The following is a 22,084-nucleotide window of genomic DNA, read 5'->3' on the forward strand; positions in this document are numbered from 1 at the left end:
TCACGGACACCGGCGATTGAACAACCGATAGGCCAGCCACAACGGAACCGCCATCCACAAGCCCAGGCACAGCCAGAGCAAAGGCGCCGACACCGGCAGGTCGCTGCCCAAGGTCAGCACCGCGGCGCCGCTGGACGCCGCATCGAACCCGGACAGGTTGATCAGCCGATACACGTCGGTAGGGTTGAACAGCAGCAGCCAGGGCAACAGTTCCGGGCTGAAGCGCCCCTCGCTCAGCACCAGCAACGCCAGCAAGGCCAGGTCGAACACCAGCACGAAGAAAAACCACACCCCCAGCGCCAATCCGGCTGCGGTGGATTTTTCTGCCGACAAGCTGCTCAGCACATAGGCGAGCCCGAGGAACACCCAGCCCAGCAGCGTGCTGGACACCATGAACCGACCGAAGGCCCAGAGCAGCAGGCTCAACTGGACATCGTCCACCAACAGGGCGATGGCAAGCATCGCGCAGCCAAAACCGATGAAAGTGGCCAGGGCCAGGATCAAGCCATGGCCGACAAACTTGCCCAGCAGCAATTGGCCGCGGCCCAACGGGTAGGTCAGCAACAGCAGCAAGGTGCCGCTCTCGTCCTCGCCGACAATCGCGTCATAGGCCAGCAGCAAGGCAATCAGCGGCATCAGGAAGGTCGCCAGGCTGGACAGGCTCGCCACCGTGGCCGGTACCGAGGTGAACCCCAGTTGACCGGACGCCGCCGCGCCGAGCCAGGCGATGCCGATCGCCAGCACCGCGAACAACAGGCTGATCGCCAACAACCAGCGATTGCGCAGGCCATCGCTGAATTCCTTGCGGGCCATGTTCCAGACCGGATTCATAGGCTGGTCTCCTCGGCTGCGGCACGGACCATGTAATGACGGTACAAGTCCTCCAGCGACGGCGGCTTGATCTCGACATCCGACGGGTCATCCTGGGCCAGTAACTGGCGCAGCAATTTAAGTTTGCTGCCATCCGGCGCGGACACTTGCACCCCTTCTGCGCCCCAGCCTTGGGTGGCGTGCCCCTCGCTGCGCCAATGCTGGCGAAGCCAGTCGGCCCGCGACAGGCCCGAGGCGCGGATCAGCGTCGGCAGCCCGGCGTCCTCCCGCAGCCGGGCCAGGCTGCCCAAGGCCAACAGGCGCCCTCTGGTGAGAATCGCGGCGCGGTTGATGTGAGCTTCCACGCCAGGCAGGACGTGAGAACAGAGAATGATGCTGGTGCCCTGCCAACGCAGGCGGTCGAGCAACTGATAGAGGTCCTGGGTGGCAATAGGGTCCAGGCCCACGGTCGGTTCATCCAGCAATAACAGGCGCGGTTGGCCGAGCAGCGCCTGGGCCAGACCAAGACGCTGGCGCATGCCCTTGGAATACGTTTTCACCCGCCGTGTCGCGGCACCCGCCAGCCCGACCTCTTCCAGCAAACGCTGCACTTGCTCCGGTGCAGCACCTTTGAGCCGGGCAAAATGGCGCAAGGTTTCCAGCCCGCTCAACTGCGGATAGAACATCACGTTCTCGGGCAGATAACCGAGCATCTGCCGCACGCTCGGGTCGCTGGGCGCTCGGCCGAAGACACGCACCTGCCCCTCGTTGGCCCGCAGCAAACCGAGGATCAGCTTCATGGTGGTGGTCTTGCCCGCACCGTTATGCCCGAACAGGCCGAGCACTTCGCCCTGGGCCAGATTCAAGTCCAGCCCGCGCAGCACGGCGACATCGCCATAGTACTGGCTGACGCCTTCGATCTCGACGACGTTCAAGACGCGTCCTCCTGGGCACTGTTGCGTGGCGGGGGCTGGACAGGCGTTTCCATCAGCGGATGACTGTCCATCACCCCGGGGGATTTCATCACCGGGAAAGCTCGCTGCACCCAACGCAGCAGTTCGATTCCCGGGCTGTTCATCAACAAGCGCACCTGGGGATACAGCCACAGCAGGCGATCGACGTTGTCGTTGGGCTCATAGGCGACATCGCCCAAGCCATCGCCGTTGCGATCCCAGCCCAGGTAGTCGCTCCAGTAATTGCCGCGACCGTCCGCCGACCATTCCTGCAATCGGGTGGCAACGTACTTGACCTGGCGCTGGTTGTGGACGAAGGCATTGCCGGCGATGCGGTTATCCTCCGAGCCGGCCGTCAGGTGGATGCCCACGGCGCTGCGCTCGAAATGGTTGCCTTCGATGCGGTTGAACAATGAGTTGTAGATGAACAGGGCCTTGCCCTCGGCGCCGGTGATCATGGTGTCGCCGGTGGACCCGTCGCGCACGTCGGTGACGAAATTGTCGCGCAGGGTCGAATAGGTGATGTAGTTCATCAGGATCCCGTAGTTCTGATCCTGTTCGGAGCGATTGCCGGTGACCGTCAGCTGGCGGCTTTGCATCAGGGCATAACCGGTGCGGGTGCGCCGGGTAACGTTATCCAGCAGGCGGTTATCGTTGGCGAACATGTAATGCACGCCGTAGCGCAGGTCCTCCAGGACATTGCCCTGGAGCAGGTTGCCGCTGGAGGTGTCAATGTAGATGCCGTCGCGGGTTTCGTGTACCTGGTTACCGATGACCCGGGCGCCGTGTACGGCATACAAATGGATGCCATTGCCACGGTCCTGGGAGCGCAGGCTGGGGTCGCCCTGGATGCGGTTGTCGATCAGGCTGACGTCCCGCGTGCCATCGACCCAGATACCGAAGCCCTGGCCCTGCATCCGGTTGCCACGCACCACGGCCCCTTGGGCGACCGGTTGGATGAACACGGCGGCGTTCATGGCCGTCAGGTCGTGGCCCCAGTCCAGGAACGTACACCCCTGGATCCGCACGTTCGGGGCGCGAATGATCACGCCATTGCCCTCGCCCTGGCCCTGGAATACCGCCTCCGGCGCACAGGTGAGGGTCATGGGCTGGTCAATGCTGAACGAGCCCCGGTACTGGCCCGCAGGCAGGCGCCATTGCTGGTCGCCCTCGGCCTGCAAAGGCAAATTGGTGATCGGCTGCGGCGCGCCGAGCGCGCCGCCCGATAACAGGCAAAGCACCAGCGCAATGACCGGTTGGCGAGCGTAACCCGCAGGTTGTGGCGTTTTCCCGGTCATTGAAGCTGTCTCCTTGACGAGCCGTCTCAGGCCTTTTCAACCAGCATGCGCCCGACCATTTCCATGTGCAGGGCGTGGCAGAACCAGCTGCAGTAGTACCAATGCAAGCCGGCCTTGTCGGCGGTGAAAGTGATCGAAGAGGTCTGTTGCGGGCTGATCTCCATGCTCGCGCCGTGGTTGGTCATGACAAAACCATGGGTGACGTCTTCGATCTGGTCGATGTTGGTGATAGTCACCGTCACCTCGTTGCCTTGCTTGACGGTGAATTCCGTCAGGCCATAGGCCGGCGCCATCGACGTCATGTACACCCGCACCTTGTTGCCGTCGCGGATGACCTTGTTGTCGGTTTCCAGGTTGATGCCGTCCTTCTTCGCCCGGGCCACGGTGTCGGCGAAAAACGGATCGTTGCGGTTCCAGATTTTCTGGGTCTTGATCTGGTCGCGCCGGGCGAGAATGCAGTCATGGGGTTCGGCGAAGGCCGGGCCGTCGTGGACCAGCTTCATTTCTTCACCGGAAATGTCGATCAACTGATCGTTCTCCGGGTGCAATGGGCCGGTGGGCAGGAAGCGGTCCTTGGAGAATTTGCACAACACCACCAGCCACTTGCCGTCCGCCTCGCTGGTTTCGGTGAGGGACGCATGGTTGTGGCCGGGCTGGTACTGGACGTCGAGTTTCTGCTTGATGTAATTGACCTTCTCGCCCTTGTAGGCGCGGATGGCCTCGTCCATGTTCCACTTCACCACCTGGCTGTCGATGAACAAGGTCGTATAGGCATTGCCGCGCCCGTCGAACGTGGTGTGCAGCGGCCCAAGCCCCAGTTCCGGCTCGGCGACAATCACTTCGCGTGGGTCCTTGAAGCGGTCGGCGAACAAATCGTCCAGGCGGTCGATGGCGATCATCGAAACCGTGGGCGACAGCTTGCCGTTGGCGATGAAGTATTTGCCGTCCGACGAAGTGTTGAGCCCGTGGGGGTTCTTCGGCACGGGAATGTAGCGAGTGAATTCGGAGTCCTTGCCATCGGTCTTGCGGCCATCGACCACCGGCACCTTGGAGCCGTCCAGGTTGATGAACTTGCCGGCCTTGATCGCCGCCTCGATACGCGGGATGTTGAACACCACCACCCAGTCGCGCTCGTTGCGCATCATGCCGCCCAGGTCGTAGGCCTTCTCGGAGTTGTAGCAGGTGCTGGCGGCGTATTTGCCGGTGTAGTCGGCATCGGAGTTGTCCAGGTTGCCGTCGACGATCACCTGGAACGCCATTTCCATTTTCTCGGCATCGATGGCGTTGAACATCGTGAAGCTGTTCTTATCCTGCAGGTCGAAGGTGTGGCCGTCGTTGGGGTGCGGGATCACGAACTCAGCGTTGGCGAACACGTACTTGGTGTACGGCACCTTTTGCAGGCGCAGGCCGTGGATGGCTTGCACGTTGGGCACGGTGAGGATCTTGTCGCACTTCATGATGTCCAGGCGAATGCGCGCGACCCGCGAGTTGGCCTTGTCGTTGATGAACAGGTATTTGCCGTCGTACTTGCCGTCGGTCATGGAGATGTGCGGGTGGTGGCAATCGCCGTTCTGGTACTTGGCGCTGTCGCCCAGGATGCGTTTGCTTTCGTTGGTCAGGCCCCAGCCAGTGGCCGAATCGACGTTGAACACCGGGATGCGCATCAGCTCACGCATCGACGGCACGCCCAGCACCCGCACCTCGCCCTGGTGGCCGCCGCTCCAGAAACCGTAGTATTCGTCCAGCTCCCCGGGCCCGACGTGGATCTTGGATTTGGCCTCCTTGGCCGCCGCAGCCCAGGACTCACGGGTGAACGTCCCGGCCCCCAGCGCCGTCGCGCCGGCCAGTACGGCACCGGTTACCGCGCCAGTGCCGAGAAAACTGCGCCGGCTGACACCCCTGGGTTCTTCCACCGAGCCCGGGGTTTGGTTTTTTTTATCGCTCATGCTGTGTGCTCCATGAAGAATGAAAGGGTCAAGGGACAGGCCATTGGGGTGCCTCAAGGCGCCGGGTTCACCTGCACCACGGGAATCAGTTGCGGATCGCTCACGGTCGCCTTGCCGCGCTTCTTGCGCTTGTTGATCAGCGGCGGGCATTTGTTTTCGTTGTGCCAGGTCATCTGGCAGTCGAGGCAGTAATGGCATTCGTTGGCATTGATCCGACCATCGGGATGAATCGCCTGGATCTCGCATTCCTTGGCGCACAGTTGGCAGGGGTTGCCACACTCCTTGCGGCGCTTGAGCCAGTCGAACAGCCGCAGCCGGGTCGGCATCGCCAGGGCCGCGCCCAGCGGGCAGACGTAGCGGCAATAGACCTTGCGGGTAAACAGGTTGATCACCAGCAGGCCCACTGCGTACGCCACGAACCACCACTGGCGGTCGAACCTGAGGGTGATGGCGGTCTTGAAGGGTTCCACTTCGGCCAGCCGTTCGGCGGTGGCCATCGACTCCAGCGAAACGCCGAACAGCACCAGCAAAATGATGTACTTGATCGCCCAGAGCCGCTCATGCACGGCGAACGGCAACTCGTATTGGGGCACCTTGAGCTTGCGCGCCAGTTCGTTGATCAACTCCTGCAACGCGCCGAACGGACACAGCCAGCCGCAGAACACCCCACGCCCCCACAGCAGAATGCTGCCGGCGGTGAACACCCAGAGAATGAATATCAGCGGATCGGTGAGGAACAGCTCCCAGCGAAAGCCTTCGAACAAGGCGTGGACGAAGGTCAGCACGTTGACCACCGACAACTGGGCCAAGGCGTAGCCGCCGAGAAACACCACGGTGAAGACCAGATAACCGCGGCGCAGCCAATGCAACAGCGTCGGCCGCCGGGCCAGTGAGTCCTGGAAAAACAGGATCGCCGTCAGCACCAGCAGGGCTACGCCAAGCACGCTGATTTCGACACTTTTCTGATACCAGAGCGTCAGCCACATCGGCCGGCTGGCTTCTTCGGCGGCCGCCAGTTGCTCGGCGGTAGGCAATGGCCGTTCCAGGTAAGGTTCGGGCAGTTGATAGGCCAACTCGAAACTGCTGAAGGTGCCGCTGACCGGTCCGGTCTGGCGGCGCACCAGCAGTTCCAGGGTCCAGGGTGAACCAGGGTCGAAACGGTGGGAGGCACGGATGATGAAAATCGCCATTTCATCGAAGTCCGGCATGTCGTCGAGGGCCACATCATTCAGGCGCTGAAAATCCAAGTCGCGAAAGCTGATGGTGTCGCCGGACTGACGCAGTTGCACCCGGTCGAAGATGCCGCCACGCACGTATCCCGAACCCTTGAAGGAATAACGACCGCTGCCCATCACCGCGATGGCCTGCTCGCCCGGCTTGAGCTCGGCCATCAGTGTGCGGTATTGCGCCTCACCCAGCAGGTTGCGACCGATGGTGGGCGGGTTGAGGTGGGTGGCATAGAGGTCGATGAAGGTGTCGTTCACCTGCTCGCCGCTGGCGGTTTCGACCTGTTCGGCCTCAGTGCCTTTGAAGGAAGCGTCAACCTGGCCACGGGTCAGGAGCAGACGGCGGATAGCGCCGTTACCGGTCAGGGTCTTCCAGTCGGCGGGCTCGTAGATGTCCTCACGCACACGCGCCGGCGCCACGGCCAACCCCGCATCACCCTTGACCAGGCCCAGGGACACCGCGACATCGTGGGCGGCACGCATGATGACTTCGTTGACCACCATCGCCGTCACGGTAGCCCCGGCGATGGCATCCACGGTCACGGCATTCGGATCGCTGGAATGCCCCACCACCACCCGTTGGTTGACCTTGATACCGCTGTAGCGCGCGCTGAACGCGTGGAGTTTTTCTTCGGCGATGCCGATCAGCAGGATCGGCTCATGGTGTTCGAGCACATAGGCATCGAGAATCACACCGGCCGGATCGAGAATGACCTGGACGTTGATCGGCTTGCCGGAATAGGCGGGAATGTCCACCACGTCCAGGCTCTGGAACACATAGCCCACAACCTTGCCGGCAGCGGACAGCTTGCGCACCTTGAACCGCCCTTCGGGCTCGGAGATCGAGTCGGTCTGATTCAGGACATGGTGGATGCGCTGTTGCGGGACGTCACCGTAGTCCTTGGCCTGGACCAGGCCCGTGAACAACAGCAGGAGAACGAACAGCCCGTGGAGCCAGAAGCGGGATAGGTGCAGCATCACAAAGTGAGGGGTCATGGACGCCAGGGCTTAAAGACAGGATCTTGGCGATCATGGTAGGGGCCGGCCCCTTCTTCGGCCCTTGATTGAAATCAACTTGGGAAAAACTTAAGCCTTGCCCCAAAGGTGTTGATCGTTCCCACGCTCCGCGTGGGAATGCCGCCAGGGACGCTCTGCGTCACCTTCCAGAAGCGGAACGCGGAGCGTCCCTGGCGGCATTCCCACGCAGAGCGTGAGAACGATCTTCCACCGTCGCCGCACCCCGATCGTTCCCACAGTGCTCAGCGCAACCCATAGGAATAGATACGGCCGTCATTGTTGTCGTACCAGTTGCCATTGGCCCAGAACACCCGGTCCTGCGCCGGTTGGAAACCAAGAATGCCCAGGTAACCGTCGATGGCGAGGTGCTGCCAGGAGCGCCCCCAATCCTTGGAATAGAACACCCCATCGGCGGAGATGTTTGCGTCCGACCACCAGTAGAGCCACCGCGGTGGATGGTGGTCGCTGGTCGTGTTGATCAGAAGGGTGTTCTGGCCCAACCAGAGACTGTCGCCACGCACCTGGGTCTGCGATGCCAGGGGGGCAAACACACTGGGCAGGTCACCCATGGTCGTCCAGGTCAGTGCGGCGGTGTCCAGTTCGGCGACAACCTCTCGCCCGCGATCACCCTGGTCAATCAGCCCAATCACCCGCCCGGCGTCATTCTGTATCAGCTTGCTCACAAACAGCTTGTCGTCACGCTGTACCTCGACCACCTGCCACTGCCCGGCCTTGGCTTGCAGCCGGGCCCGTGTCGTGACGTTGATCGCGATATTGTCGCTGACGCCATCCGGATGGGCGCCCCAGAAGCGTTGGGACACCCAGATAAAGGCCGTCTGTGCATCCAGCTGCAGGACATTGGTCTGGATTTCCCCATGCTCATCTGTATTCGTGCCCCAGTCAGTGATGTCAGCACGTTTGCCGTGGGCGTATTTGGCGGACACCAGCAGCGACTCGGGCGCCATTATCGACGCGCTGTTCGCCCCCCGATCAGCCGAGTAGAAGACGCCGGTGGAAACGGCAGTCGGCTTCTCTTCATCGCTGTCTTCATCCACCGCGTCCGGCGTGCCTGCGGCCCAGACTTCATTCGAGCCGTGGAAATAGGGAGCCAAGCTCCAGGCCAACGATTCGGCCTCGGGAAACCAACCCTTGGTCAACCAGGTCCAGCGCTGGCCTTGATCATCAGTGCGAAAGACCACGGTCTGATCGGGATCATGGGTATTCGCCGTTTCAGGCCGACGAAGGCCCGTGAGCAGGAACACACTGGTCCCGTCGGGGCTGGCTACCATACAAGCGCTGCCGCTGACATGTGCCACGAGCTGAAATTGCCCTTGGGCGTCCAGGCGGGAAATGAAGGTGGTTTCCTTGTCACCATGAGAAAACAAGCCGGCAAAGGTTCCAGACTCTTCCGCTTCATTGGGTTGCTTCGGCTGGCCATAGACCAGCGCATCCAGGTCCAACACGCCAGCGGACGGTTCGAGCTCCCGGGCCTCCCTCTCCAGGCGCGCCACCAGCCAGGTTCCCTGTGGCGTCACCGTCACGCCTGTGCAATACGAGGACATCGCTCGCAACCGGGTATCCTTCACCGCGCCGACTTGTTGCTCATCGGGACTGCCGCCACCCAATTCCAGCTTGGCGCTGGCAATCATCCAGATGTACCAGAGCGCGGCACCGGCCAGCAGCGCGACAAACAGCGTGGAGAACAACTTCGATCGAGGCATGAGGCGTCCGTATCCATGGGAAAAATCTGCAGAGCTTTTCTCATCTCTTGCGCCCGGAGTAAATTTTTATCGCACGCGAACGGTTGAACCCGGTCGCATAATTGTCAGCGCTGTGATCCAGTCCACTCTGCCATCGCCATAATGCAACGCCACAACGCCCTGAAGCGTTGCAGCAACGTCCACAAGGAATGCCCGATGCCCCCACGCTCCGCCCCCGCTTCAACCGCTGACTTGCCGCAAGGCACCGGTTTCGTCCGGGTGCGTGGCGCCCGCGAACACAACCTCAAGAATGTCGACGTGGACATCCCCCGCGATGCCCTGGTGGTGTTTACCGGCGTGTCGGGCTCCGGCAAGTCGTCGCTGGCCTTCTCCACGCTTTACGCAGAAGCCCAGCGGCGCTACTTCGAATCCGTCGCACCCTACGCGCGGCGCCTGATCGACCAGGTCGGCGTGCCGGACGTGGACAGCATCGAGGGCCTGCCGCCGGCAGTCGCCTTGCAGCAACAGCGCGGTACCCCCAGCGCACGCTCATCGGTGGGCAGCGTCACCACCCTGTCGAGCCTGATTCGCATGCTCTACTCTCGCGCCGGCAGCTACCCGGCCGACCAACCGATGCTCTATGCCGAAGACTTCTCGCCCAACACGCCACAGGGTGCCTGCCAGCAATGCCATGGCCTGGGCCGAGTCTATGAGGTCACCGAAGCGTCCATGGTGCCGGACCCGTCGCTGACCATCCGCGAGCGCGCCGTGGCCGCCTGGCCCATGGCCTGGCAGGGCCAGAACCTGCGGGACATCCTGGTGACACTGGGCTATGACGTCGACATCCCCTGGCGCGACCTGCCGAAGAAGCAGCGGGACTGGATTCTCTTCACCGAAGAAACCCCTACCGTTCCCGTATACGCCGGGCTCACCCCGGCCCAGACCCGCGCTGCTCTCAAACGCAAGCTCGAACCGAGCTACCAGGGTACGTTCAGCGGCGCCCGACGCTACCTGCTGCACACCTTCATGCACTCCCAAAGCGCGCAGATGCGCAAACGCGTGGCGCAATACATGCGCGCCAGCCCCTGTCCCGTGTGCGAGGGCAAGCGCCTCAAACGCCAGGCGCTGACCGTGACCTTTGCCGGCCTGGACATCGCCGAGCTGTCGCACCTGCCGTTGCTTGAACTGGCCGACGTGCTCAAGCGCGTCCTGGCGCCCGACTACCTGGAACAGGCCGAAGAAACCGGAGACGTCCTCAGCCACCAGCAAACCCGAGAAGCCCGCGAGCAACGCGCCGCCAGGGGCGACAACGCGCACGCGGGTGGGCCCGACGCGCGCCACACCCCCAACCTCTCCCTGGAGAAGCGCCTGGCCGCCCAACGCATCGCCGCCGAGCTGCTGGAACGGATCGTCACCCTGATCGACCTCGGCCTGGGCTACCTCGCCCTGGAACGCAGCACACCGACGCTTTCGTCCGGCGAACTGCAACGCCTGCGCCTGGCGACCCAGCTCAATTCCCAGTTGTTCGGGGTGATCTACGTGCTGGACGAACCCTCCGCCGGCCTGCATCCGGCCGACAGCGAAGCGTTGTTTGGCGCCTTGCAACGCCTCAAGGCTGCCGGCAACTCGGTGTTTGTGGTCGAACACGACCTCGATACCATGCGCCGCGCCGACTGGCTCATCGACGTCGGCCCGGACGCCGGCGAACAAGGCGGGAAAGTCCTCTACAGCGGTCCGCCGGCAGGCCTTGGCCAGGTGTCGGAATCACGCACCCGCGCCTACCTCTTTGCCGAAGAACACGTCACGGCACGCAGCCCCCGAGTACCCAAGGATTGGCTGCGCCTGGAAGGCATTACCCGCAACAACCTCGACAACTTGAGCGCGGCCTTCCCCTTGGGTTGCTTCACCGCCGTGACCGGCATCTCCGGCTCAGGCAAATCCAGCCTCGTCAGCCAGGCCCTGCTGGATCTGGTCGGCGCGCACCTGGGCCAGGCCAGCCCCAACGCCGAACCCGATGAGCAAGGCCTGGAAGACGAACCCGTGCAAACCAGCGGCGGGCGCGTTACCGCTGGGCTTGAAGCAGTCAAGCGGCTGGTCCAGGTGGACCAGAAACCCATCGGCCGCACCCCGCGCTCCAACCTCGCCACCTACACCGGGCTGTTCGATCACGTGCGCAAACTGTTCGCCGCGACAGAGCAGGCGCAAGCACTGGGATTCGATGCCGGACGGTTTTCCTTCAACGTCGCCAAGGGCCGTTGCGAGACCTGCGAAGGTGAAGGTTTCGTCAGCGTGGAGTTGTTGTTCATGCCCAGCGTGTACGCGCCCTGCCCCACCTGCCATGGTGCGCGCTACAACCCGCAGACCCTGGCGGTGAGCTGGCAAGGCCTGGACATTTCCCAGGTGCTGCAACTGACCGTGAACCAGGCCCTTGAGGTGTTTGCCGAGCAAGCGGCGGCCAGGCGCTCATTGCAGGTGCTGCAGGATATCGGGTTGGGCTACCTGCGCCTGGGCCAACCGGCCACGGAACTGTCCGGCGGTGAAGCCCAGCGGATCAAGCTGGCGACAGAACTGCAGCGCAAGGCCCGGGGGGCGACATTGTATGTGTTGGATGAGCCCACCAACGGGCTGCACCCCCAGGACGTCGACCGCTTGCTGGTGCAGTTGAATCGCCTGGTGGAGGAAGGTCACACGGTGGTTGTGGTGGAACATGACATGCGCGTTGTGGCGCAGAGCGACTGGGTCATCGACATCGGTCCGGGCGCAGGTTCCCAAGGTGGGAACGTCGTGGCCTGCGGGGCTCCGGAAGAAGTCGCGGCCTGCCGGGAAAGCCGGACGGCGGAGTTTCTGAAAAGGGCTTTGCAACCTGGAAGATAAAACCTGGCCCAAATCCCGCCCACGCCCCCCGTCGATCGTTCCCACGCTCCTGCGTGGGAATGTCGCCAGGGACGCTCCGCGTTCCGTTTCTGGAAGGTGACGCAGAGCGTCACGGGATGCATTCCCACGCAGAGCGTGGGAACGATCAAAAGATCGCAGGCTTCGCCAGCTCCTACAGACCCAGCGCGAGCTTGAGTTTTCAGACCGTACGCGAATACTGAACCGTCTGGTCCGCCCCCAGGTACGCGTCGAAGGCCATGGCCACGTTGCGCATCATCAATTGTCCCTGGGGCAACAACACCAGCTCGTCGTCGCGAAGGTCCAGCAACCCGTCGCGCACCAGCTCCTGGAGCCGGTCCAGGGCATCGGCGAAGTACTCGCTAAACCGAATGCCGTGGGCGCTCTCGATCTGGCCGAAATCGATGCGTGCGTGACACATCAGTTCGCTGATGACCTCGCGCCGCAGCCGGTCATCGTCGCTCAGCCGATAACCACGCTGTACCGCCAGCAGGCCTTGATCCAGCCGCGCGTAATACTGGGAAAGCTCCTTGACGTTCTGGTTGTAGCTGTCGCCCACCTTGCCGATCGAGGACACCCCCAGGCCAATCAGGTCGCAATCGGCGTGGGTGGAATAACCCTGGAAATTGCGCTGCAGGTTGCCCTGGGCGCGGGCGCGTACCAGTTCGTCATCCGGCAAGGCAAAGTGGTCCATGCCGATGTAGACGTAGCCGGCTTCAGTCAGGCGATTGATGGTCAGTTCCAGCAACTCCAGCTTGCGCTCTGGCGGCGGCATGTCTTCTGGCCGGATCATCCGCTGCGCCCGCACCCGTTGCGGCAGGTGGGCGTAGCTGTAGGCCGCGATCCGGTCCGGACGCAGGGCGATGATCTTGCTCAAGGTGACATCAAAACTGGCGATGGTCTGCAAGGGCAGGCCATAGATCAGATCGACACTGACCGACTTGAAGCGCGCCAGGCGCGCGGCTTCCACCAGCTCGACGACCTGGGCTTCGCTTTGCACTCGGTTGACGGCAATCTGCACCTGGGCATCGAAATCCTGGACGCCAAAGCTCAGGCGGTTGAACCCCAACTGGCGCAGGCCCTGGATCTGTTGCGCATCGATGGTCCGCGGGTCGACCTCGATGGAAAACTCATGGGCGTCGCTGTCGTCCATGTCGAAGGACTGGTGCAGGCAGTCCATCAGGTCGGCCAGTTGCTCATGGGTCAGGTAAGTCGGCGTTCCCCCGCCCAGGTGCAGCTGGGTGAGTTTGCGCGAGCGGTCGAACAAGGTCGCCTGCAGGGCAATTTCGCGCTTGAGGTAGGTCAGGTATTCGACGGCACGATGGGTCTTGCGCGTGATGATCTTGTTGCACGCGCAGTAATAGCAGAGGCTCTGGCAGAACGGGATGTGGATGTACACCGATAACGACTTGGGCAGCGGTGCCTGGTTACTGCGTTGGGCAGCCTGCTGGTATTCATCCATGGCAAAGGCCTGGTGGAACTGCGGCGCCGTCGGATAGGAGGTGTAGCGCGGCCCCGGGCGGTCGTATTTCTCCACCAGGGCACGATTGAAACCGGATACAGCATTCATGATGGATTCAACTTTTCAAAAAGGTGTGGGCCTGCGTCATCCAGTCCTGGGTCGAACAGATTGCAGATCGCATCGACGCTCAAGCGCCCGGCAGGCAGGATGCCGATAAACCGGCTCGACAGTTCGATCAATCCCTGGTCATGCAAAGCTTCCAGCGACGGCCAGAGAGACGCGAAATACTCGCGAAACACCAGGCCGAAGCGTGCCTCGATGGCCGGGATATCGAGTTCAAGGTCACAGGAAAGCTGCTCGGTCACACATGCCTTGACCTGATCCTGCGCTTCACAGCGCCAACCGCGATGGACCGGCAACTGCCCGGCATCCAGCTGTTGGCAATACTGATGCAGGTCGTCGGTGTTCTGTACGTACAGGTGCTCGATCTGAGTGATGGCCGATAGACCGAAGCCCACGTGATCACAGCAACCGTGACGAGTAAAACCCTGGCAATTGCGATGCAGGCGACCGTGCTCCTGGGCCACCGCCAGGTCATCGTCGGCCCTGACGAACTGGCCCAGGCCGATGTAGTGATAACCGGCGCCAATCAGTTGCTCGCAGCAGATCCGCCGCATGGCGTCCTTGTCGGCCGGGCTGCAAAAGTCGCCGGCCAACCCGGCGTTCTTCGAGCGGTAACGATAAGGCGCGCGAGCATAGTCGAAAGCGTGCAACCGGTCCGGTTCCAGTTCGATCAGCGTCGCCAGCTTCAGGGCGAAACTGCTGGGCGTCTGCCAGGCATGGCCGTAACCCAAGTCAATGTTGATGGAGCGAAAACCAAACGTGCGCGCCGCATCGATCAACGAATGGATCGGAGCCGGATTCTGGTAGCAATCGACCGACAGGTCGCTGTCGACGCCAATGTCGGGGACGCCGATGCTGACATGAGTGAAACCCTGGTCGCGGATCAGGCCCATGGTCGACCAGTCGGTGTGGTGCAAGTCCACCTCGATGCTGTGGTCGCCACCGTCGTATTCACTGAAGTCAAAGCGCTTGCGCAGGTCACTCATCAGCTTCTGCAAATGAGCGATTACCGGAGTGCCACCGGTCAGGCAAAACTGCTCGACGCGCCGCCCTGCGCCCAGGTGGCAACCGACCAACCCCAACTCATAGGTCAGGCGTTGCAGGTAGCCCTCGATCTCACCGCAGCGGCAGTCGCTGGCCAGAGGCGAACAGGACGCCAGCCGCAGGCGCGAAGGCAAGTGCACCGCCAGGGACAAGGGCCGTCGTTTCTGACGGCTGCTGCGCAACCCTCGAAGCAGGTCGAGCGAACCGATGCCTGTGTGGAATCTGCGTGTACCGACCGGACAATCGAAATCAGCCACCACAGGCGCACGGCCCGAAGGTCGCTCACCGAGGGTATGGAACGGGTCGAACATGACAATCTCCGAGTGGCTGTGCGCAAGCAGTTTGCGGGGTAACCCGCCGGGCCACCTTGACCTGTATCAAGCGCCTTGGAACCACGCGCCAGTGCTTACCAGGTGAGGTAGAACATGGCCTTGGCCAGCAGCACGATCGCGACCATGTGCAGGAACACGCTGGTATGGATGATGTGCACGTAGCGGGCGTTCATGCGTCCGCTCCTGAACAGCCACATGGCCCAGAGGAAATGCCCCAGCACACTGCCCGCCAACAGGATCTTGAGCCCCAGCAGCAAACCGAAGGATGACTGCAACGGCGACGACAGCACCGGCCAATAGCGCAGCCAGACCATGCCGATGCCCGCGCCGAACAGCACCAGCAGCACCCACGGCATCAACTGCCGGGCGCGTTGGCTAATGCCTTGCTCCAGCAGCACCATGACCTTGGTGGGCAGTTGCTTGCGAATGCTCTCCAGGAACAGGACTTCGAAGAAAACCGTGCCGATGAAAACCAGCGCGGCAAACAGGTGCAAGGTCAGAAACAGCGGATAAATCATGAGCTTCCTCGGTCGCCCTCTTCAGCGGGGCGATGGTTTATTCGAGGTTATCGCGCCATCCCGAAAGTGGGGTTGATGCCAATCAAGGAAACCGCACGGTGTCCCCTGTGGGAACGAGCTTGCTCGCGATAACGTCGGTTCAGCTGCATCGATGTTGACTGGCGCACCGCTATCGCGAGCAAGCTCGCTCCCACAGGAAAGGGCATCGTCGGCGTTGAGAAAGCGTCAACAGAACGTTACTCCTGCGCAATCCCTACACAACCGCTGATCAGTTAGTCCGGCTTTTTGACACTTTCCCCGATATGCGGTCACAACTTTTGCGCTCCGCTGGGTCATAACACGAAGGTCGTCGATGGAATGTTGACGTCTACCGAGGTTCAAGCCTGATACGGAGATAAGCTCATGATTTTCAACGTACAAAATTTTGGCGCCAAAGGAGATGGCATCACCGACGACACGGCAGCCATCCAGAGTGCGATTGATGCGGCGGCCGCGGCCGGCGGTGGGCAGGTGTACATGCCGACCGGTACCTACATCGTTTCGGGAGGAGTGGAACCTTCCGATGGCTGCCTGATGCTCAAGAGCAACGTCTACCTGTACGGCGACGGCATGGGCGAGACCACGGTCAAGCTGGTCGACGGCTCCGACACCAAGATCACCGGCATCATCCGCTCGGCCTACGGCGAGGAAACCCACGACTTCGGCGTCAGCAACCTCACCATCGACGGCAACCGCGACAGCACCACCGGCAAGGTCGACGGCTGGTTCAACGGCTACATTCCCGGCCAAGAAGGCTACGACTCCAACGTCACCCTCGACAGCGTCGAGATCAAGGATTGCTCCGGGTACGGTTTCGACCCCCACGAGCAAACCGTCAACATGGTCATCAAGAACAGCGTGTCCCACGGCAACGGCCTGGACGGTTTTGTCGCCGACTTCCTCAGCGACAGCACCTTCGAAAACAACGTCGCCTACGACAACGACCGCCACGGTTTCAACGTCGTCACCAGCACCCACGACTTCACCATGACCAACAACGTCGCCTACGACAACGGCGGCAATGGCATCGTGGTCCAGCGCGGTAGCGAAGACATCCCCTCGCCCAACAACATCACCATCACCGGCGGCGAGGTGTATGGCAACGGCGCCGAAGGGGTGCTGATCAAGCTCTCCAGCGAAGTGACCGTCACCGGCGTCGACATCCACGACAACAGCAGCGCCGGGATCCGCATCTACGGCAGCAACCACGTCGAAATCATCGACAACACCCTCAACAACAATTCCCTGGGCGGTGCCGTACCGGAAATCATCATCCAGTCCTACGACGACACCCTGGGCGTGTCCGGCAAGTACTTCAACGGCAGCGACAACCTCATCCAGGGCAACATCATCAGCGGCAGCAACCTGTCGACCTATGGCGTGGCAGAGCGCAACGAGGACGGCACCGACCGCAACGCGATCATCGCCAACACCATCAGCCACACCAGTAATGGCGCCACGCTGGTCTATGGCGACGGCAGCTACGTCAGTGCCACGGTGCCCATGACCACCGTGCAAGGTACGGCTGGCAACGACACCCTGCTCGGCAGCGCCGCCAACGAGATTTTCTACGGCGGCGCAGGCAACGACACGATCAATGGCGCGGCCGGTAGCGACATCCTCGTCGGTGGCGCCGGCATCGACAAACTCACCGGGGGCACCGGGGCCGATACGTTCCGGTTCGTCGCCCAGTCGGACAGTTACCGCAACGCGACCACCAGCTTCGATGACACCATCACCGACTTCGACGTCACCCAGGACAAGATCGACCTCGCCGGCCTCGGATTCACCGGCCTGGGCAATGGCCGTGGCGGCACCCTGCAGGTCAGCTACAGCGCCAGCAACAACCGCACCTACATCAAGGACTTCGACGCCGATGCCAGCGGCAATCGCTTCGAGCTGATCCTCTCGGGCAACCTGGCCAGTACCCTGACCGCCAGCAACTTCATCTTCAACCGGGTGGTCACCGGCACCAGCGGCAGCGACTCGCTGTTGGGTAGCGATGCGGCCGATACCCTGCTCGGTCTGGCGGGCAACGACAGCCTCAGTGGTGGCGCCGGCGACGACAAGCTCGACGGCGGTGCTGGCATGGACACCCTCACCGGTGGCGCCGGGGCGGACACCTTCGTGTTCTCCAACCGCCTGGACAGCTACCGCAACTACAACACCGGCGGCGCCAACCTCGGCGACCTGATCACCGACTTCGACATCAGCGCCGACAAGATCGACCTCTCGGCCATGGGCTTCACCGGCCTGGGGGACGGCAAGAACAACACCGTGTACCTGGTGCTCAACAGTGCCGGCACCAAGACCTACATCAAGTCCCTGGAAGCCGATGCCAATGGCAACCGCTTCGAAGTGGCGCTGGATGGCAATTACCTCAACACCCTGACCAGCGCCAACTTCGTCTTCGCCACCACCTCGCCGACCAACCAGGCGCCGGTACTGGCGACGCCGCTGCTGGACCAGAACGCGACCGAAAACACCCCGTTCAGCTACGTGGTGCCGGCCACCAGTTTCACCGATCCGGATAACGACAGCCTGAGCTACATCGCCAAACTCGCCAATGGCAGCGCCCTGCCCAGCTGGCTGGTCTTCGATGCCGCCACCCGCACCTTCAGCGGTACGCCACCCGACACCGCGTCGGGCACCTACGCCATCCAGGTCACCGCGAGCGACGGCAGCAACGCCACCGTCAGCGACAGCTTTACCCTCGCCGTGCAGGACGTTCCCACCGCCATTGTGATCAATGGCACGCCGAACAACGACACGCTGACCGGCACCGCAGCCAATGAGCAATTGTTCGGTGGCGCGGGCAACGACACCCTCAATGGCGGCGCCGGCAACGACATCCTGGTCGGCGGCACCGGGGTCGACAAGCTCACCGGCGGCACGGGGGCCGATGTATTCCGCTACACCTCGAAACTCGACAGCTACCGCACCAGCTCCACCAGCGCCAGTGACCAGATCCTCGACTTCGACCTGACTGCGGACAAGATCGATGTCTCGGCGCTTGGCTATACCGGCCTGGGCAACGGGCTCAACGGCACCCTGCAGGTCACTTACAGTTCGTCGACCAACCGCACCTACCTCAAGGACCTGACGGTCGATGCCAACGGCAACCGGTTTGAGGTCTCGATAGCAGGCAACTTCCTCAGCAGCCTGACGGCCAGTCACTTTGTCTTCGCCGACCAGACCAACCCCGCCAATGTGGCGCCGGTCGTCGCTACCCCACTGCTGGACCAGAACGCCAGTGAAAGCACGCCGTTCAGTTACACCGTGGCCAGCAACAGTTTCACCGACGCCAACCAGGATGTGCTGACCTACACCGCGACCCTCGCCAACGGCAACGCCCTGCCCGCCTGGCTGAGTTTCAATGCCACCAGCCTGACCTTCAGCGGTACCCCGACCAGCACTGCGGCAGGCAACTACGACGTGCTGGTCAAGGCCACCGACCCCTCGGGCGCCTCGGTCAGTGACAACTTCGCCCTGGTGGTGGCCGATGCGCCCGCCAACACCATCACCGGTACCAACAATGCCGAAACCCTCAACGGCACGACCGGCGCGGACCTGATCCTTGGCCTGGGCGGCAACGACACGATCAAGGCCGGCACCGGCGCGGACATCGTCGACGGTGGTGCCGGACGCGATTCGCTGTACGGCGGTGACGGTGCCGACACGTTCCGCTACAGCAACCTCTCCGACAGCTACCGCGACTACGACACCGGGGGTGTGACGGCCACCGACACGATTTATGACTTCACCGTCGGCGTCGACAAAATCGATCTCTCGGGGCTGGGCTTTCTCGGCCTCGGCGACGGCAGCAACGACACGCTGTACATGACCCTGAACTCGGCCGGCGACAAGACCTACATCAAGTCCGCCGAAGCCGATGCCGACGGCAATCGCTTCGAGATCGCCCTCAATGGCAACTACCTCAACACCCTCACCGCCAGCGACTTCGTCTTCGGCGAGCGCGCCCAGCAAGACATTCTCTACCTGCCGACCCTCGGCCAATCCAATGCCCGCCTGCTGCGCATGACCGAGGACGACAACCAGTCCGGCACCTCGATGCTGGTCAATGACCTGGACCGCTACACCACCTATGACGTGCGCAGCCAGTTCACCGATGCCGACGGCAATGGCATCGACATCGCGGTGGGCGGCAGCACGGTCAACGGCCTGTCCACACTCAGCCCCGAGGAGCTCCAGCTGTGCTGGTGGCTGACCGACACCAACCAACCCGGACCGGCACTGTTGCGGGCGGTGACATTGCTGCGCGACCAGCGCACCGAACTGCAGGCGATCGATAACGTCACCATGGGCATCATCTGGGGCCAGGGCGAGGAAGCCGCCCAGGAAATCGCCCGTGCCACTGACAAGGCAGCGGCGGCAGCGGCCTACAAGGCCGCGACCCTGAAGGTGTTCGACTACTTGCACGCCCAATTCGGCAACTTCAGCGTGTACCTGATGGAAACCGGTCACTACGAGCAGGATGCGGCCCGGGCCCGGGGTTATTCGGAAGAGAAAATCGCGTCCATCGTCGAGGGCGTCGGTTATGTCCGCGCCGCCCAGGAAGCCATCGCCGCCGAGCGCGCCGACGTCAAGCTGGCGGTGGACTACACCGACCTGCCCTTGCGCTACGAAGTCGACCCGCTGGTGTACCCCGATGACGTCTGGCACCTGCACGAGGAGTCGGCGGAGATCGTCGGCCAACGCCTGGCGGACTACATTGCCGATGACCTGGGCTTCCAGGGCAATCCCAACGACAACAACAGCGTGCAGGACATTTTCGACAACGCCCAGAACCAGGGCGGCATGATCTCCGGTACCGACCAGGACGACACCCTGGTGGGCAGTTCGGGCAACGACACGCTGAACGGCGACCTGGGCGCCGACACCCTCACCGGTGGCGACGGCAACGACATCTACGTGGTCGACAATGCCTTCGACAGCGTGGTGGAAACCAACACCTCGCTCTCGCAGATCGACACGGTGCAAGCCTCGGTCAGTTGGACCCTGGGCGCCAATCTGGAAAACCTGGTGCTCACCGGCGTGTCGGACATCGACGGCACCGGCAATGAACGGCGCAATTTCATCACCGGCAATGCCGCCCATAACGCGCTGGACGGTGCCGCAGGGGCCGACAGCATGAGCGGTGGCGACGGCAACGACAGCTACTTTGTCGACAACGCCGACGACAGCGTGATCGAGACCAACAGCAATACCGTGACCGGCGGGATCGACAGCGTGCACAGCAGCCTCGCGGCCTATACCTTGGGCAACAACGTCGAGAACCTGTATGTCGATAGCACCGGCGCCGCCAATGGCACCGGCAACGCGCTGGACAATACGCTGTTCGCCGGGGCCGGCAACAATGTACTGGATGGACGCGATGGCATTGACACGGCGAGCTTTGAACGGGCGCTGTCCAGCGTGACCGTCAACCTCTCGACGTCGGCGCAACAGAACACCGTGGGGTCTGGGCTCGACACTTTGAAGTTCATCGAGAACCTGAAGGGAAGCGCCTACGCCGACACACTGTCGGGCAACAGCGCGGCGAACGTCCTCGACGGAGGGGCCGGCAACGATACGCTGGTGGGTGGTTCGGGCGATGACCGGTTGATCGGCGGTGCAGGCACCGACAACCTCACCGGAGGCACGGGTGCGGACACCTACGCGTTTGGTGCGCTGTCGGACATGGGCGTCGGAGCCCTGCGCGATGTGATCAACGGCTTCAAGAGCGCGGAGTTCGACAAGTTGGACCTCACCGGCCTGGACGCCAACCCGCTGACCGCCACAGTCGATGCCTTCACGTTCATCGGCAGCAACGCCTTCGACCCCACCAACGCCACCGGCCAACTGCGCTTCGTCGATGGCATCCTCTCCGGCAGCACCAACGCCGACACCACCCCCGAGTTCGAATTCGAACTGGTCGGCGTCAAGGAGCTGCACGCCAGCGACTTCACCGCCTGATTGCCCCCTGGCTTGCCCGCAATACAGCATGGATGCTGACCGACCCACCGCTATCGCGAGCAAGCTTTGCTCCCACAGGGGATTTTTGTTGGCAGGGAAATCGCAGGCTGGCACCGATCCAAACCGTGGGAGCAAAGCTTGCTCGCGATGACGGCGGACATCCAACATCAAGGCAGACTGACACACCGCTATCGCGAGCAAGCTTTGCTCCCACTGGGATTTTTGTTGGCAGGGAAATCGCAGGCTGGCACCGATCCAAACTGTGGGAGCAAAGCTTGCTCGCGATGACGGCGGCACATCCAACATCAAGGCAGACTGACACACCGCTATCGCGAGCAAGCCTTGCTCCCACAGGGGATTTTTGTTGGCAGGGAAATCGCAGGCTGGCACCGATCCAAACTGTGGGGCCAAAGCTTGCTTGCGATGACGGCGGACATCCAACATCAAGGCAGACTGACACGCTGCTATCGCGAGCAAGCTTTGCTCCCACTGGGATTTTTGTTGGCAGGGAAATCGCAGGCTGGCACCGATCCAAACTGTGGGAGCAAAGCTTGCTCGCGATGACGGCGGCACATCCAACATCAAGGCAGACTGACACACCGCTATCGCGAGCAAGCTTTGCTCCCACGGGGGATTTTTTTGTTGGCAAAGAAATCGCAGGCTGGCACCGATCCAAACCGTGGGAGCAAAGCTTGCTCGCGATGACGGCGGCACATCCAACATCAAGGCAGACTGACACACTGCTATC

Annotated in this window: 11 protein-coding genes; 2 read left to right on the top strand and 9 right to left on the bottom strand. The window is 62.3% G+C overall.

Annotated elements, in window-relative coordinates:
- From AB4O22_RS12320 to AB4O22_RS12345, 6 genes are all read right to left on the bottom strand, one after another.
- Window positions 1-831, bottom strand: a complete 831-nt coding sequence (locus tag AB4O22_RS12320; RefSeq protein ID WP_003201419.1) for an ABC transporter permease — start codon at window positions 829-831, stop codon at window positions 1-3.
- Window positions 828-1,745: an ABC transporter ATP-binding protein gene (locus AB4O22_RS12325; RefSeq protein WP_460096394.1), complete on the bottom strand. Its 918-nt coding sequence runs from the start codon at window positions 1,743-1,745 to the stop codon at window positions 828-830. Before AB4O22_RS12325 ends, AB4O22_RS12320 begins: the two co-directional genes overlap by 4 nt.
- Window positions 1,742-3,061 (bottom strand): nitrous oxide reductase family maturation protein NosD, encoded by a 1,320-nt coding sequence (locus AB4O22_RS12330; RefSeq protein ID WP_003201414.1) that lies wholly within the window; start codon window positions 3,059-3,061, stop codon window positions 1,742-1,744. The genes AB4O22_RS12325 and AB4O22_RS12330 overlap by 4 nt, the downstream gene beginning before the upstream one ends.
- Before the next feature lie 26 nt (window positions 3,062-3,087).
- Complete coding sequence (nosZ, locus tag AB4O22_RS12335) at window positions 3,088-5,007, bottom strand: TAT-dependent nitrous-oxide reductase (RefSeq protein ID WP_003201412.1); 1,920 nt, start codon at window positions 5,005-5,007, stop codon at window positions 3,088-3,090.
- Between the two features lie 53 nt (window positions 5,008-5,060).
- Window positions 5,061-7,229, bottom strand: a complete 2,169-nt coding sequence (gene nosR, locus AB4O22_RS12340; RefSeq protein ID WP_223471940.1) for a transcriptional regulator NosR — start codon at window positions 7,227-7,229, stop codon at window positions 5,061-5,063.
- Window positions 7,230-7,492: 263 nt separating this feature from the next.
- Complete coding sequence (locus AB4O22_RS12345; RefSeq protein WP_460096396.1) at window positions 7,493-8,971, bottom strand: hypothetical protein; 1,479 nt, start codon at window positions 8,969-8,971, stop codon at window positions 7,493-7,495.
- A 195-nt stretch (window positions 8,972-9,166) separates the two neighbouring features.
- Between AB4O22_RS12345 and AB4O22_RS12350 the strand changes: the two genes are divergently transcribed.
- Window positions 9,167-11,824 carry an excinuclease ABC subunit UvrA gene (locus AB4O22_RS12350; RefSeq protein ID WP_460096397.1) on the top strand — a complete coding sequence of 886 codons (2,658 nt, stop codon included), beginning with the start codon at window positions 9,167-9,169 and terminating at the stop codon, window positions 11,822-11,824.
- Window positions 11,825-12,023: 199 nt separating this feature from the next.
- On the opposite strand, the gene hemN is transcribed toward AB4O22_RS12350, so the two are convergent.
- The 3 genes from hemN to AB4O22_RS12365 all read right to left on the bottom strand — a co-directional run bounded on the left by hemN (window position 12,024) and on the right by AB4O22_RS12365 (window position 15,321).
- Window positions 12,024-13,412: an oxygen-independent coproporphyrinogen III oxidase gene (gene hemN / locus AB4O22_RS12355; protein ID WP_460096398.1), complete on the bottom strand. Its 1,389-nt coding sequence runs from the start codon at window positions 13,410-13,412 to the stop codon at window positions 12,024-12,026.
- Window positions 13,409-14,782 (bottom strand): oxygen-independent coproporphyrinogen III oxidase, encoded by a 1,374-nt coding sequence (locus AB4O22_RS12360; RefSeq protein ID WP_013693244.1) that lies wholly within the window; start codon window positions 14,780-14,782, stop codon window positions 13,409-13,411. Before AB4O22_RS12360 ends, hemN begins: the two co-directional genes overlap by 4 nt.
- 95 nt (window positions 14,783-14,877) lie before the next feature.
- Window positions 14,878-15,321, bottom strand: coding sequence for a CopD family copper resistance protein (locus AB4O22_RS12365; RefSeq protein WP_100263992.1), 444 nt, complete (start codon window positions 15,319-15,321; stop codon window positions 14,878-14,880).
- Window positions 15,322-15,723: 402 nt separating this feature from the next.
- On the opposite strand from AB4O22_RS12365, the gene AB4O22_RS12370 reads away from it, so the two are divergent.
- Complete coding sequence (locus tag AB4O22_RS12370; protein WP_460096399.1) at window positions 15,724-21,336, top strand: putative Ig domain-containing protein; 5,613 nt, start codon at window positions 15,724-15,726, stop codon at window positions 21,334-21,336.
- Window positions 21,337-22,084: the final 748 nt, after the last annotated feature.

It is taken from the genome of Pseudomonas sp. S3_B11 (assembly GCF_054667715.1).

Coding starts and splice junctions, on each gene's coding strand:
- AB4O22_RS12320 (WP_003201419.1), bottom strand. CDS start 831: ATGAATCCGGTCTGGAACATGGCCCGCAAGGAATTCAGCGATGGCCTG.
- AB4O22_RS12360 (WP_013693244.1), bottom strand. CDS start 14,782: ATGTTCGACCCGTTCCATACCCTCGGTGAGCGACCTTCGGGCCGTGCG.
- AB4O22_RS12370 (WP_460096399.1), top strand. CDS start 15,724: ATGATTTTCAACGTACAAAATTTTGGCGCCAAAGGAGATGGCATCACC.
- AB4O22_RS12350 (WP_460096397.1), top strand. CDS start 9,167: ATGCCCCCACGCTCCGCCCCCGCTTCAACCGCTGACTTGCCGCAAGGC.
- AB4O22_RS12365 (WP_100263992.1), bottom strand. CDS start 15,321: ATGATTTATCCGCTGTTTCTGACCTTGCACCTGTTTGCCGCGCTGGTT.
- hemN (WP_460096398.1), bottom strand. CDS start 13,412: ATGAATGCTGTATCCGGTTTCAATCGTGCCCTGGTGGAGAAATACGAC.
- AB4O22_RS12345 (WP_460096396.1), bottom strand. CDS start 8,971: ATGCCTCGATCGAAGTTGTTCTCCACGCTGTTTGTCGCGCTGCTGGCC.
- nosZ (WP_003201412.1), bottom strand. CDS start 5,007: ATGAGCGATAAAAAAAACCAAACCCCGGGCTCGGTGGAAGAACCCAGG.
- AB4O22_RS12330 (WP_003201414.1), bottom strand. CDS start 3,061: ATGACCGGGAAAACGCCACAACCTGCGGGTTACGCTCGCCAACCGGTC.
- nosR (WP_223471940.1), bottom strand. CDS start 7,229: ATGACCCCTCACTTTGTGATGCTGCACCTATCCCGCTTCTGGCTCCAC.